The sequence below is a fragment of the uncultured Psychroserpens sp. genome (genome assembly GCF_947494225.1).
In the GTDB taxonomy this organism is placed as follows: Bacteria; Bacteroidota; Bacteroidia; order Flavobacteriales; family Flavobacteriaceae; genus Psychroserpens.
The window spans coordinates 630117-644600 of sequence record NZ_CANLUG010000001.1 but is presented as its reverse complement, the minus strand read 5'-3'; the positions used below and the strand labels follow the sequence as shown (position 1 = coordinate 644600).

Sequence of the window (14484 nt, the reverse complement as noted above, 5' to 3'; positions counted from 1 at the left end):
TCAAGGTGTTTGCGCATGCTCTATTCTAAAACCAACATCTGTGATGCCTTCCAATTTATCAATACCATCAACACTACCATTTTGTCTCATGGCTTGTTGTATATTGATTGTATACTCTCCTTGTTCATTAAAAACAAAAGGAGTTTTATGTCCTTTGTACCACAATTTATTTTCTTTTACGTCTGTAAATCCCGTACCTAAAAAGGTGCCATCTGGATTTGTCATTGCGTATTCTAATGTATCGACTAAGGTCTTTCCGTTAGGATAGTTAAGTTCTACAATAAGAAATAAATTGCTGTATTTAAAATCTTCTGTATTTCTTAGGTTAACAAATAAGTTGTAATTACTAGTAGAATCTGGCGGAGTTACTTTGAACTCAATAACATTATTCTTATCCCATTGGTCTGGAACAGATTTGTACTCATCAAACACTCTATTAGCGTCACAAGACACTGTAATAATTACAATGAGTAAACCAATGAACCAATACTTATTTTTTTGCATTGTTATTTTTTGATTTATTACGACGTCTTTGCTTCCCTTTATTATTTCTACGTTTGTTTTTACGTTTTGGATTATCAAAACGCGTTAAACTATCTTGACCAACAACGTTTTCAAACTCTGTTTTAGTATTTTCAATAAGTTCAGAGGCGTATTCTTCTAGGCTCGCCACTTTTTCTTTACGCTTGTTCTTCTCAATTATTTCATTCGCTTGTTCTGTAGTTAATTTATGCCAATTCATCCATTCTCCTTCATAGGCATACCACATATGGCCTTTAAAGATGTCTGTTTTTTGACAAACTGCTTTACCTTTTTCGGTATATAATCGTGTTTCGGTTTTTGGGAAAGCCTTCAGAGCATCTAAATAAGCATCGAGTTCATAATTTAAGCAGCACTTCAGTTTCCCACATTGTCCAGCTAGTTTAAGCGGGTTTAAAGAAAGTTGTTGGTATCGCGCTGCAGATGTACTTACAGATCTAAAATCGGTAAGCCAAGTAGAACAACATAATTCTCTACCACAAGAACCAATACCTCCAAGTCTTGCGGCTTCTTGGCGAAAACCTACTTGTTTCATCTCAATACGCGTTCTAAATTCACGCGCAAATACTTTAATTAATTCTCTAAAATCTACTCGCTCTTCGGCTGTATAATAAAATGTTGCCTTGCTAGCATCTCCTTGATATTCAATATCGGAGATTTTCATTTGAAGTTTTAAATCAATAGCAAATTGCCTTGCCTTGACTTTCATTGGTTCTTCTTTATCTCTTGCAGAAGACCAAATATCAATATCTTTCTGACTTGCCTTACGGTAAATTTTTAAGACATTTTCTTCGTCATCAATATTGATTTTTTTACGTTTCATTTGAACTCTTACCAATTCTCCTGTAAGAGTCACCATCCCGATATCATGACCAGATTTGGCTTGCGTAGCTACAATATCTCCAATACTAAGTGTGAGGTTTTCTGTGTTTTTATAGTATTGTTTACGTCCATTTTTAAAACGCACTTCTATACCCTTAAAAGGCTCTTGTCCTTGTGGTAATGACATATTGGCCAACCAATCAAAAACAGTTAGTTTGTTGCAGCTATCTGTACCGCAAGTTCCATTGTTTTTACATCCTTTTGGTTGTCCGTCTTTTCCAGTTGAGCAACTGTTACAACTCATGAAATTTTATATATAATTCGGCAACTCAAATAGTTGTCGAATGACAATTAGTATTTATTTTGAAATGTAAAGATACTATTATTTATTAAGTAAAATAAATGCATATCTAGCTGCTACTTTTATAAAATCAGAAGGATACTTAGGTCTATTAATTATTTCGAAAATGAATCGAAAATATTTCTCAAATCCTTTTTATAAGGCAGGTGATCTGCTCTACCTTTTTTAAATATGTCATTGCTATTTCCTTGCCCCTTTCTTAGCGCTTTTTGTTCATCATAAGGAAGTCTATTTACTTCCATACATGCGGTCGAACAGCAATTCTCCATGTGCTCTTTGCAAGATGCGCATTGAATAAATAAAAGATGACAAGCTTCATTAGCACAATTCGTATGCATATCTGCAGGTTGGCCGCACTGATGACAATTGGCAATAACGTCTTCACTTATGCGTTCAGATCGTCTTTGATCGAAAACAAAATTCTTACCTAAAAACTTATTCTCTAAGTCATTGGCTTCAACCTGCCTCACGTAGTTAATAATTCCGCCTTCCAGCTGGAATACATTTTTAAATCCTTTATGTTTATAGTATGCACTCGCTTTCTCACAACGAATCCCTCCAGTGCAATACATCACTAAATTCTTGTCTTCTTTATGTTCCTTTAAGTCTTCTTCTATTAAATCTAACGACTCTCTAAACGTATCAACATCTGGAGTAATAGCGTTCTTAAAATGCCCTATTTCACTTTCATAGTGGTTGCGCATATCTACCAAAACAGTATTGGGATCTTCAATAAGATTGTTGAATTGTTCGGCACCTACATGAACCCCTTTATTTGTGACATCAAACGTATCGTCGTTCAATCCGTCTGCCACTATTTTTTTACGCACTTTAACTTTCAGTTTTAAAAATGCAAAATTATCATGCTCAACAGCAATGTTTAATCTTACATTTTCTAAAAATGTAATAGTATCTAAGTGATTTTTAAATGTTTCAAAGTTTTCTGCTGGAACAGAAAGTTGGGCATTAATTCCTTCATGAGCCACGTATATTCTACCTAGAACATCTTGTTCGTCCCACGCTAAAAACAAATGATTTCTGAAAATTTCGGTATTGCCAATTTTGGCGTACTTGTAGAAAGAGATTGTTAAGCGTTCTTTTCCCGCTTTTTCAATAAGTTCGGCTCTTTCCTTAGCACTTAAGTTATTGTACAGTTGCATGCTATACTAATTTTAAGGTTAAAAAGATTATTTTAAAATGCAAAGATATTCTTTTTCAAAGAATATCAAATGCTTGTAATAAAAAAGCCCTTTAGACTTTCTAAAGGGCTTTTTTGAGGACTAACTCGTTATTAATATTTTAAAATGTTTATCTTAAAACTAATACGAGTTAGCCTCCATCGGCTTTACAATTACTGTTTACGTGGACAGTAACTGAAACACCTAATGCGTTGTTAAAAATAATTTTTCTAAAAAATCTCATTCCTCTGTAAGAATTGAATTTTGGATAAGCCATTTAAGGCTTGGTTATCATAGCAAGATTTCCCAATCTCAATTAGTAGATGCAAAAACTTTAAAAAGGTTGCGTCATAACCCTAAAAAAAATTAAAAGATGTTGTATTTTAGCTCTCCGCTATCAAAATAGTATTCATTAAAAATATTCAGATCAATGAGCAGTGAAAAAGAAGCAAAATTAAAGGCATTAAAACTAACATTAGACAAACTAGACAAGGCATACGGAAAGGGTACCGTTATGAAGATGAGTGACCAAGCAGTCATAGATGTAGATTCGATTTCTTCTGGATCTTTAGGTTTAGATATTGCTTTAGGTGTTGGTGGTTATCCTCGAGGACGCGTTATAGAAATATATGGCCCAGAATCATCAGGTAAAACAACATTAACATTACACGCTATTGCTGAGGCACAAAAAGCTGGAGGTATTGCTGCTTTTATTGATGCAGAACATGCCTTTGATAGAACATATGCCGAAAACTTGAATGTAGATATTGATAATTTAATTATCTCTCAACCTGACAATGGAGAGCAAGCTCTAGAAATTGCAGATAATCTTATCCGTTCTGGTGCAATTGATATTGTGGTTATAGATTCTGTAGCGGCCTTAACACCTAAAAGTGAGATTGAAGGCGAAATGGGAGATTCAAAAATGGGATTGCACGCTCGATTAATGTCTCAAGCCCTAAGAAAATTAACAGGTTCTATTAGCAAAACGAATTGTACAGTAATCTTTATTAACCAATTGCGTGAAAAAATTGGTGTTATGTTCGGAAACCCTGAAACAACAACTGGTGGTAATGCATTAAAGTTCTACGCTTCTGTACGTTTAGATATTAGACGATCAACACAAATTAAAGAATCTGACGGAAATGTTGCTGGAAACAAGACTAGAGTAAAAGTTGTAAAAAACAAAGTAGCTCCTCCTTTTAAAATGTGTGAATTTGATATCATGTATGGTGAAGGAATTTCTAAAGTGGGAGAAATATTAGATATTGCTGTAGATCTCGAAATTATAAAAAAGAGCGGATCATGGTTTAGCTATGGAGACACCAAGTTAGGTCAAGGAAGAGATGCTGTAAAAGCATTAATAAAAGATAATCCAGAATTAATGGAAGAGCTAGAAGATAAAGTTCGAGAAAGCATTAATTCTTAGGCAATAATCACATATAAAATAAAAAAATCCCTCTTTTTGGGATTTTTTTTTGTTTTTAGACGCAACCTTTTGCTATGTTGTGCATCTATTAATAGAAATCGATACGTATTTCTAAATTTAAAATGAATATGAAAAAGATAATTTTATTAAGCTTTTTGATGTTTTCGTTGTTCTCTTGTGAGATTTCAGACGACAACCCAAATTTTTATTATGAAGCCTTGCCTGTTGAATCTGTGGATATGCCTGAAACATTTCAATTTGGTGAAACCTATGAAATTTTGTTGACTTATATAAAGCCAACAGATTGCCACGTGTACAACAACTTGTTTTATGAAAGTGATTTAAATCAACGGGATATTGCAATAGTTACTGCGGTATTTCCTGATAATGGATGTACTGAACTTAATGAAGAGGAAGAAGTTTCTTTTAATTTTAAAGTAACAAATACAGGCATATATACATTTAGGTTTTGGCAAGGCGAAGATTCTAGTAGTGGTCTTGACACCTATTTGATTGTAGAAGTTCCAGTAGAAGAATAAAAACTAAATAAACCTAACCATTTGAGTTTAGAACAACTCATAGAGCGATGTAAAAAAAATGATGCTCAAGCACAAAGTCAACTATATAAGCTATATGCGAGTAAACTGTTTTCGATTTGCTTGAAGTATTCACGTAACTATGCCGAGGCAGAAGACAATTTGCAGGATGCATACATTACGGTTTTTAAAAAAATAGATCAGTTTAAAAACAAAGGCTCTTTAGAAGGTTGGATGAAACGAATAACGATTAACACTGCATTACAAAGGTATAGAAGTGCTGGTGTTTTTGACATTATTAATGAAGATCGAATTGAAGATGTAAGCGTTGATGTAGATGATGATGATATTAGCATTGATTTTTTGCTAAACATTATTCAAGAATTACCTGATCGTTATCGATTGGTATTTAATTTATATGCCTTAGACGATTATTCGCATAAGGAAATTGCGAACATGTTAGATATTTCGACAGGAACATCAAAATCAAATTTAGCTAGAGCTAGATTGATTTTAAAAGATAAAATAGAACAATACAAAGCGAAACCCAATTCGCAAAGTTTATAATGAGTGAAAAGAAAAACATAGACAAACTCTTTAAAGAGCAACTCAAAGATTTTGAGGTTGCTCCTAATGATGCTGTCTGGGAAAATATAGAGCGTGAGCTCCATAAAGACAAGCGCAAGCGTCGTGTTATTCCTATCTGGTGGAAAATAGCAGGTGTTGCCGCTGCGTTACTTTTATTATTTACCGTAGGACAAAAATTGTTTAGTCCTAATGACAGTGCTATCGAGCAAGAAGTTGTTGATACAAATAAGTCAAGTAACGATACTAGCAATGATACTAACGATACAGGTAACACAAAATCTTCAGACTTAAATACATCTAAAGATTTAGACGATACGCCAATTGTAGATAATCATAATTCTAAAAATGATGACCACAGTAGTATCACCGACAATTCAAACAACGATTTAACAAATTCAGAAGATTCAAATAACAAAACGACAGTAGTCTCTTCAAAAGAAAAAAAGAAGACATCATCATTTAAAGATAAATCGCTAATAAAAAACAAATCTTTGAAAGAACATGCCGTTGCAAATAAAAATAACAACCAACTTCCTCAGAAAAATAAAACAAAGACAGCAACCACTGTTAACACAAACAAAGAAGCTGTAGCCAATACCTCAAACGATTCTAAATTAAACAAAGACAATGATTTAAACCCTGTTAACAAGGAGAAATCTGAAATTGACAAACTCATAAATGACATCAAAAAATCTAAAGAAACTCAAGTAACTTCTTCGACTCCTGATAAAGAAAATGCGGCATTAGCTATAGATACATCAAAATCAAAAGACGCAATTAAAAAAGAAAATGATATTGAAACAGCCATTGCAGAAGCCGAAAAAAATAAAGATGAAACCGAAGAACCAGAAGAGCTTCTAAAACGCTGGAGTGTTGCTCCTAATGTAGCACCTGTTTATTTTAATACTCTAGGGAAAGGATCTCCAATTGACGATCAATTCATTAACAACACCAAAGAAGGCGATGTTAATGTAAGTTATGGTGTTAAAGGAAGTTATGCTATTAATAAAAAATTAAAAATTAGAGCTGGTATTAATAAGGTAGATCTTGGGTATACTACAAATAATGTTGTGGCATTTACAAGACCTACAAGCTCTGGTAATAATACGAGGCAATTGCAAAATATTAAGCTTCATGATTCTACCACCACATTTATTAGTGCCAATAGTATAAGCTATACAACTGGTCCTGAGATTCTATTTACAAAAGAACAAGGCTCAATAGACCAACAGCTTGGTTTTATTGAAGTGCCAATAGAAGTTGAGTACAGCCTAATAGATAAAAAAATAGGCTTAAACCTTATTGGAGGGTTTAGTACGCTGTTTTTGAGTAATAATGAAATATACTCGGTTCAAAATAATGGCGATAGAGCATTTTTAGGTGAAGCTACAAATATTAACGATATGAGTTATAGTGCCAATTTTGGAATTGGAGTGAACTATAACATTTCAAAACAATTACGATTTAATCTTGAACCTACGTTCAAGTATCAAATTAACACCTTTAATGATACGTCTGGTGATTTCCAACCGTTCTTCATTGGTGTTTATACAGGACTTAGTTTTAAGTTTTAGGTTTTTTAGTTGGTTAGATAGTTATTGCAAACTTCGCAATGATGACGAAAAGCTGCTCTGTGCCAAGGGCAGCTTTTTTTAACCGTTGTATAGGTCTAATTGCTGTAACAATAAGTTCCGCGCTTCTTTATTAACACCTTTAGTGTCTTCTATAGTTAATCCTTCGGTTGAAATAAACTTATGAATTTTTGCACGCATTTTTCCAGGGCTTCCACTAAAAAAAGTATATGAAAATCGCTTTTTGTTATCCCCAAAAGTAATTGGAACAATAGGAATATGATGGTTAATTGCCATTCTAAAAGCACCATCTTTAAAATCATCTAAGATCACATCTTCGTCAGGTACTCCTCCTTCAGGAAAGATACAAATGCTCATCCCTTGTTTGAGTCGTCGCTGTGCTCTTAGAAACACCGTTTGCCTACTTTTAGCACTACTTCTATCTACTAAAATACTTGTTCGTTTATAAAAGAATCCAAATAATGGGATTTTTGCTAGCTCTTTTTTCCCTACAAATACAAAAGGGTTCTTTACAGTCACAAGCATCAACATGATATCAGTCATAGATGTATGATTGGCAATAAACATATAGCTTTTTTCAGGTTCTGGCGTTTGCTCTCGCTCTATCTTAACACGAAAACCCATACCAATTAAAATGAAACGCGCCCAAAAACGAGCAAGTTTAAAAAAGAAGGGATACCATGACTCTTTTAAAATAGAAAGTATTAAAATTGGTAAGAGTACAACAATGGGTAAAGCCACTAAAATATAGAACCAAATGCGGTATAATAACCAAAATATGTACTTAAAAAACTTCATATGCGCCAAAAGTACACAATTGTTTTGAGCTATTTAATTAAAAAAAATACCTTTGCTGACGATATAAGTTTAATTTATTAAAACAGATTTCCGCTGGAGTCTATCTTAAGCGGAGCCGAAAGGCGGAACGTAAATATGGCAAGAATACTTACAGGAATACAAAGTACAGGAACACCACACTTAGGTAATATACTAGGCGCTATTATACCTGCAATAGAGATGGCAAATGACGATACAAATGATTCGTTTCTGTTTATCGCAGACATGCACTCGTTAACGCAAATAAAAGATGCAGAAACACTTCGTCAAAACACATATTCAACGGCCGCAACATGGTTAGCATTTGGATTAGACATTAATAATACGGTCTTTTATAGACAAAGTGATATTCCTCAGGTTACTGAGTTATCATGGTATTTAAGTTGTTTCTTCCCTTTCCAACGTTTAACCTTAGCTCATAGTTTTAAAGATAAATCAGACCGCTTGGAAGATGTGAATGCTGGATTATTCACCTACCCAATGTTGATGGCTGCCGATATTCTCTTGTATGATTCTGAAATTATCCCTGTTGGAAAAGATCAGCTGCAACATATAGAAATGACACGTGATGTTGCTTCTCGTTTTCATGCTAAAATGGGAGGTGAAACGTTTGTTTTACCAGAAGGAAAAGTTCATAAAAATACCATGCTCGTTCCGGGAACTGATGGCGCGAAAATGAGTAAGAGTAAAGGAAATATTATAAATATCTTCTTACCTGAGAAAAAATTGCGCAAGCAAATTATGTCGATAGAAACCGACAGTACTCCTCTTGAAGATCCTAAAGATTGGAAAACGTGTAACTGTTTCGCTTTATATGCCTTATTAGCTTCTGAAGACGAGATTAAAACTATGAAAGCTAATTATGAGAATGGTGGTTATGGTTACGGCCATGCTAAACAAGCGCTATTTGAATTAATCATAGAAAAGTTTTCTACACAGCGTGAACGTTACAATCATTATATGGCCAACCTCAACGAAGTAGATGATGCTCTAGCCGTTGGTGCCGAAAAAGCTAAAGCGGTTGCTAATGACGTTTTAAAGCGAGTACGCGAAAAGGTTGGATACTAGGTAACATTTGAATCCTATTTCATACTAATTAGGTATGATACGATCTTTTCTTTTATGGCTCAAAGGTTATGTTAGATTGGTTTTGGTGTATGCTTTATTTTTCTTTTTAATTCGCCCAATTACTGAGTTCCTAACACTATTCGATTTTTTGCATGACATAAAAGACGAGACACTAATTCTTACGGTCATTTTATTAAATCTTCTGATATGCTCTTTTATCATTAAGTCGATTCAACATTTTTTTAAGAGGCTTCAGGATGCCGAATAAAACCACTAAACCAGTTCAAACAACTTTCCTGGTAATGGCCTCGTAATGCCTTTTAATTCCATGGTCAATAATATACTGGCAACTTTAAAAATAGGTAGCTTGCAGTTTAAGGCAATCACATCTAATAACTGCTTATCGTTTTCTTTAAGGAAATTATAGATCACTTTTTCTTCCGAAGTTAATTCTACAAACAGTCGTTTTTGTATTACTGGTTTTTTAAAATCTTCTAATTGCCAATTAAGCATATAAGCAATATCTAAAGGGTTAGATAATAGATGAGCTTGTTGAGTTTTAATCAAATTATTACAACCAATGCTTTGATTGTCTGTTGCTCGACCAGGAACGGCAAAGACATCGCGATTATAAGAATTAGCAATATCTGCTGTAACGAGGCTCCCTCCTTTTGATGCAGATTCTATCACAATAGTAGCCTCGCTAATGCCAGCAATAATTCGGTTTCGTTTTAGAAAATTATTGCGATCAAAACTTGATGTGCTCCAAAAGTCTGTAAGAAATCCACCATTTCGATTAACATCTGTCACGTACTTTTTGTGCGATTTAGGATAGATTTGATTCAGCCCATGCGCCAAACATCCAATGGTTTGGAGTTTGTGTTTTATGGCCAATTTATGCGCTGTGATATCTGTTCCGTAGGCAAAGCCAGATACGATGACAGGATCAAAAGCAGCGAGTTGATCAATAAGTTTTTCACAAAAACTCACACCATAACTCGTAATTTTTCGAGTACCAACAATACTAATAAGTCGTCGTTTTTGTAGATTGATATTTCCAGATTGAAATAATACCATTGGACCATCAATGCAATGTTTTAATTTCGTTGGATAATCGTCATCAGTAAAATATAGACATGTGATGTCATTATCCTTAATAAATTGTAATTCGGTCTCAGCAGCTTTTAAATGTTTGGATGCGCAAAGGTTTTTAATCATCGTAAGACCGATACCGTCTATTTTAAGGAGATTGGTCTTCTTCTCTTTTAAAACGGCTTCAGCAGAACCACAATGACTTATCAGTTTTTTGGCAGTTACATCTCCAATTTTAGGAACATGTTGCAAGGCAAGTATATATATCAAATCTTGATTTGTCATGTATAGTATATTTTCTATATGCAAGAAACAAAATTTTACTTGTTAATAAATACTTATTCGGAAGTTTTATTCGCATTTAAAAATTTTTAACTTTGTTTTTATGCAATTAGAGACTTACATCAGCGATTTATTATATAGATATGATTGTGTTATAGTACCACAATTTGGTGCGTTTTTAACACATCGTGTTTCGGCAAAAGTACACGAAACAACCAACGCCTTTTATCCACCTAAAAAAGCATTATCGTTTAACGAACAGTTGCAAAATAACGATGGGCTATTGGCTAATTATATTGCTGAAATTGAAAAGATTCCTTATGCGGTTGCTGTAGAAAAAGTAGTTAAACAGGTAAAAGCAATCAAGTCATATTTAGTTGAGGGAGAAACTATTGCCTTACATAATATTGGAGACCTCGTTTTAAACACTGAAGGAAAAATTAATTTTGAACCTTCACTTCATATTAATTATCTCACTGACGCTTTTGGATTATCTCAATTTACAGCTTCAGACATTACAAGAGAAGTCTATAAAGAGCATGTTGAAGAACTTGAAGAGGCTATACCATTAACCATAACTCCAGAAACTCGTAAAACCAGACCATATCTTAAATATGCTGCAGTAGCGTTAATTGCCTTAACCTTTGGAGGTTTTACGGCTTCCAACTATTATGTAAATCAGATTGATGAACATAACCAAATGGCTCAGGAAGAGGCCAATCAACAGATGGACATTAGAGTACAAGAGGGTACGTTTATCATTGATAGCCCTTTGCCTGCTGCAACACTTAATGTAGAGAAGCCTTCTGGAAACTATCATATTGTTGCTGGAGCGTTTCGGGTTGAAGCCAATTCTGATAAAAAAGTACAGCAACTTAGAGACAAAGGGTTTAAAGCTCGTAAAATTGGGGTAAACCGTTACGGACTTCATGAAGTTGTATATTCTAGTTTTACCGATAGAATTGAAGCCTTAAAAGCCTTGAGAACCATTAAGCGCACGCACAATAGTGATGCGTGGTTATTAGTAAAAGCATTAGACTAATTCACCAATAAAAGCCCATTATAATTGGTTACCTAAACAACGTTTTAGGTAACACTTTTATATTTCCTTATAATTTCATAAAATCACTTAGTTAAGATTTAAATTCATCTTACCTTTGCAGGAAATTAAACGTTTATTTTAATGGAGCCAAGAACAGCTTTTCAGTCTAAAACCATCATGACCGATTTGGTACTTCCAAGTGAAACCAATCCTATAAATAATCTTTTTGGAGGTGAACTTTTAGCACGTATGGATCGTGCTGCTAGTATTGCTGCTCGTCGTCATAGTAGACGTATTGTGGTTACTGCATCTGTAAATCATGTTGCTTTTAACAGGTCTATTCCTTTAGGGAGCGTCGTTACTATTGAAGCTAAGGTCTCTAGAGCATTCACAAGCTCTATGGAAGTGTATCTTGATGTATGGATTGAAGATAGAGAATCTGGTGAATGCATTAAAGCTAATGAAGCTATTTACACTTTTGTAGCTGTTGACGAGACGGGCAGACCAGTAAAAGTACCTCAACTTATTGCCGAAACTAAGCTAGAAAAAGAACGCTATGATGCTGCTTTGCGTCGTAAACAATTAAGTCTAGTGGTTGCCGGAAAAATGAAACCTAGTGATGCTACAGAACTAAAAGCTCTGTTTGTGTAATTAAACCTTTAACTCTTGTATAGGTCTTATAGTAGAATCAAATCTTAAATACTATGAGAACTTTAGTCCTTATTTTTTCGGTTGCCTGCCTTTTAAGTTTATCATCTTGTGCCACACGCGTTGTAGCTAAACCTGCAACAGTAACGGTTGTAAAAACTCCGCCAAAACACTATAAAATAGTAAGAGTTAAAGGAAAACGATACTACTTCTGGAATGGTAAACACTACAAAAAAACGAGAAGAGGTTATGTTATTGTAAGAGTATAAATCGTATTACTGAAACATTAAACACGTTTAGAATGACTTCTAAATTACATTTTGTAAATCCTAAAAGTTATGTTTCAAAATGCGGCTACATTTTGTAAATCCTAAAAGTTATGTTTCAAAATGCGGCTACATTTTGTAAATCCTAAAGTTATGTTTCAAAATGTGACTACATTTTGTAAATCCTAAAAGTTATGTTTCAAAATGCGGCTACATTTTGTAAATCCAATGCGCTGGATTTTGAGGTTTTGAGTCTTTAAAAATGGCAAAACTTAATACTGTTTCTCCTTCAGCATTTGTAAATACTTCTCCTATGACTTGGTTTGTAGTTACCTTTTCTCCCTTCTTAACATATATCTTTGATAGGTTTCTATAAATAGTAATGTAATTACCATGTCTAAGCATAATAATAGGGTTTCCGTTTTTAACCACAATAATTCTTGACACCTCACCATTAAAAACTGCTTTTACTTGAGCATTTCGTCCAGTGGCAATCCTAACACCAGTACTTTTAATTTCTATTGTGGGATCTATGGGAGAGCGTTGTGTTCCATATTTCAAATTCACGACACCTCTTTCTACAGGCCATGGCAATTTCCCTTTGTTTGATGCAAAGTTTTTAGCAATAAGCTTGGCTTCTGGTGTTAAAGCAAATCCTTTTGATGATGATGATTTTCCAGCTTTTCTATTCGACTTAGCGATTTCCTCTCTAATAATGCGGTTAATCTCTCTATCTATTTCATTAATTTCCTGTTGTTTCCTCTTAATTTTAGTGGTATAAGAACTCATGCTTTTGCGAATAGTCGACATAAGTTTTTCCTGTTCTTTTAACTCTTTTTCAAGTTCTTTTTTAGCAAGCCTGTTTTCAGCAACGAGTTGATCTTTATCCTTTTTTTGACGTAATAAATCGGTATTTAATTCTTGTAATTTTTGGGTTTTTGCTTTTATTAGGTCGCCTTGTTCTTTTTGATAATCTGCATATTGTTTTATATACTGTAAACGTTTGTAGGCTTGTCTAAAATTTTCAGAAGACAACAAAAACATCACCCTACTCTGTTCCGATTTGTTTTTGTATGATTTTACAATCATATCGGCATACTCCTTTTTCAATGTTGTTAATTGATCTCTTAAACTAGAAATTTCATTCTGATTGGCATTAATTTCTCGCGTTAATAAATTAGCCTGATCATTAGTAACTTTAATCAAATTTCGTCTAACACTAACTTTATGATTTAAATCTTCAACTAAAGAAATCACAGATTTTTCCTCTTTCTTGTTCGAAAACAATAAAGCATTTAGTTGTTTTAATTCATTCTGAAATTTAACACGTTTAGCTTCTAAGGCTTTTTGCTTGTCACTCTGAGCTGCTACAAAAAAACAATTGAGTAGTAAACAAACAACACATATGTATAATGATTTATTTCGCATTTTCTAATACAATTTCATCAAAACCTGAAGGGATTTTGAATGGAAACCTCACCTCTTCGTTTACCGAAACCGATTTATATTCCATGACGATATTCAATTCTTCAGTATCTTCAACAGCTATTATCTTCATATTTTGAGGCAGGATTTCTTTGTCTACTTCCTGATACCCTAAATAGTCAATTTGCAAAAAACGTTTTTTTGATGGTTGCAATAGTTGTTGAGAATCCATTTTAAAATGAGAGGGGTTAAACAACAAAAACAACTCTAAAAATAGGTCTTGATTTTTTGGCTGTAATATATACGATGCTTCATTGGTAGAGATGATATACTTATCATCATTTAAATCGTACAGTGGTTCTCCTATCAATAAACTTTGAACTTTATCGTAGTTGAGTTCTATACCTAAAAGATTGCTTAACAACTCATAATCTCCATCAAAATATTGATTGTTTATTTTATCATAAAACTTCACATTATTAGGTGTAATCATTGCTCTTGCTAAGCCTAAGGTGGCGCTTATCCAAATGGTTTTATCTTTTTCCATTCTAAGATTCACTGTATAAGAAGACTCTTTAAGGTCTTGAATAATATCAATTTTAACCTTAGCTTGAAGCGTTTTAAATCTAGCGTCACGCTTTCCATTTTCTTTAATAAGTTGTTTTGCAGATAGATTAGAATCTACTTTTCCAGATGCTACAACACTCCGTGTCGATTTACAAGAGGTTCCAAACGTTACAAATAAACAAAGTAAACTGATTTTTAATATCTTCATATA

At 33.7% G+C, this 14484-nt stretch carries 15 protein-coding genes; 8 read left to right on the top strand and 7 right to left on the bottom strand.

Going from position 1 to position 14484, the window contains the following annotated elements; genetic code table 11:
• The 3 genes from Q0893_RS02910 to Q0893_RS02900 all read right to left on the bottom strand — a co-directional run bounded on the left by Q0893_RS02910 (position 1) and on the right by Q0893_RS02900 (position 2883).
• A complete protein-coding gene (locus Q0893_RS02910; RefSeq protein WP_298901041.1) occupies positions 1 to 504 on the bottom strand; it encodes a gliding motility lipoprotein GldH in 504 nt (167 codons plus the stop codon).
• Positions 491 to 1666, bottom strand: a complete 1176-nt coding sequence (locus tag Q0893_RS02905) for a regulatory iron-sulfur-containing complex subunit RicT (RefSeq protein WP_298901042.1) — start codon at positions 1664 to 1666, stop codon at positions 491 to 493. Before Q0893_RS02905 ends, Q0893_RS02910 begins: the two co-directional genes overlap by 14 nt.
• 152 nt (positions 1667 to 1818) lie before the next feature.
• Positions 1819 to 2883, bottom strand: a complete 1065-nt coding sequence (locus tag Q0893_RS02900) for a rhodanese-related sulfurtransferase (RefSeq protein ID WP_298901043.1) — start codon at positions 2881 to 2883, stop codon at positions 1819 to 1821.
• A gap of 448 nt (positions 2884 to 3331) precedes the next feature.
• On the opposite strand from Q0893_RS02900, the gene recA reads away from it, so the two are divergent.
• The 4 genes from recA to Q0893_RS02880 all read left to right on the top strand — a co-directional run bounded on the left by recA (position 3332) and on the right by Q0893_RS02880 (position 7028).
• Complete coding sequence (recA, locus tag Q0893_RS02895) at positions 3332 to 4330, top strand: recombinase RecA (RefSeq protein ID WP_298901044.1); 999 nt, start codon at positions 3332 to 3334, stop codon at positions 4328 to 4330.
• A gap of 128 nt (positions 4331 to 4458) precedes the next feature.
• Positions 4459 to 4869, top strand: coding sequence for a hypothetical protein (locus Q0893_RS02890; RefSeq protein WP_298901045.1), 411 nt, complete (start codon positions 4459 to 4461; stop codon positions 4867 to 4869).
• A gap of 21 nt (positions 4870 to 4890) precedes the next feature.
• Positions 4891 to 5433, top strand: coding sequence for an RNA polymerase sigma factor (locus tag Q0893_RS02885; RefSeq protein ID WP_298901046.1), 543 nt, complete (start codon positions 4891 to 4893; stop codon positions 5431 to 5433).
• Positions 5433 to 7028, top strand: a complete 1596-nt coding sequence (locus tag Q0893_RS02880) for a hypothetical protein (RefSeq protein ID WP_298901047.1) — start codon at positions 5433 to 5435, stop codon at positions 7026 to 7028. The genes Q0893_RS02885 and Q0893_RS02880 overlap by 1 nt, the downstream gene beginning before the upstream one ends.
• Positions 7029 to 7106: 78 nt before the next feature.
• On the opposite strand, the gene Q0893_RS02875 is transcribed toward Q0893_RS02880, so the two are convergent.
• The gene (locus Q0893_RS02875) at positions 7107 to 7844 is read right to left on the bottom strand and encodes a 1-acyl-sn-glycerol-3-phosphate acyltransferase (RefSeq protein WP_298901048.1); all 738 of its coding nucleotides are present in this window, start codon (positions 7842 to 7844) and stop codon (positions 7107 to 7109) included.
• A gap of 135 nt (positions 7845 to 7979) precedes the next feature.
• Here Q0893_RS02875 and trpS point away from each other — a divergent pair, with 135 nt between their 5' ends.
• The gene (gene trpS, locus Q0893_RS02870; RefSeq protein WP_299272334.1) at positions 7980 to 8951 is read left to right on the top strand and encodes a tryptophan--tRNA ligase; all 972 of its coding nucleotides are present in this window, start codon (positions 7980 to 7982) and stop codon (positions 8949 to 8951) included.
• 273 nt (positions 8952 to 9224) lie between these two features.
• Here the strand turns inward: trpS and dprA are convergent, their stop codons facing one another.
• Positions 9225 to 10328, bottom strand: a complete 1104-nt coding sequence (gene dprA, locus Q0893_RS02865) for a DNA-processing protein DprA (RefSeq protein ID WP_299272332.1) — start codon at positions 10326 to 10328, stop codon at positions 9225 to 9227.
• A gap of 100 nt (positions 10329 to 10428) precedes the next feature.
• Between dprA and Q0893_RS02860 the strand changes: the two genes are divergently transcribed.
• From Q0893_RS02860 to Q0893_RS02850, 3 genes are all read left to right on the top strand, one after another.
• Positions 10429 to 11367, top strand: coding sequence for an SPOR domain-containing protein (locus Q0893_RS02860; RefSeq protein WP_298901052.1), 939 nt, complete (start codon positions 10429 to 10431; stop codon positions 11365 to 11367).
• Positions 11368 to 11508: 141 nt separating this feature from the next.
• On the top strand, positions 11509 to 12018 hold the full coding sequence (locus Q0893_RS02855; protein WP_298901053.1) for an acyl-CoA thioesterase: 510 nt from the start codon (positions 11509 to 11511) through the stop codon (positions 12016 to 12018).
• Positions 12019 to 12071: 53 nt separating this feature from the next.
• On the top strand, positions 12072 to 12284 hold the full coding sequence (locus Q0893_RS02850; protein WP_298901054.1) for a DUF6515 family protein: 213 nt from the start codon (positions 12072 to 12074) through the stop codon (positions 12282 to 12284).
• A 207-nt stretch (positions 12285 to 12491) separates the two neighbouring features.
• Here Q0893_RS02850 and Q0893_RS02845 read toward each other — a convergent pair whose 3' ends face one another.
• Positions 12492 to 13709, bottom strand: a complete 1218-nt coding sequence (locus Q0893_RS02845) for a peptidoglycan DD-metalloendopeptidase family protein (RefSeq protein WP_298901055.1) — start codon at positions 13707 to 13709, stop codon at positions 12492 to 12494.
• A complete protein-coding gene (locus Q0893_RS02840; protein ID WP_298901056.1) occupies positions 13699 to 14481 on the bottom strand; it encodes a DUF4292 domain-containing protein in 783 nt (260 codons plus the stop codon). Before Q0893_RS02840 ends, Q0893_RS02845 begins: the two co-directional genes overlap by 11 nt.
• Positions 14482 to 14484: the final 3 nt, after the last annotated feature.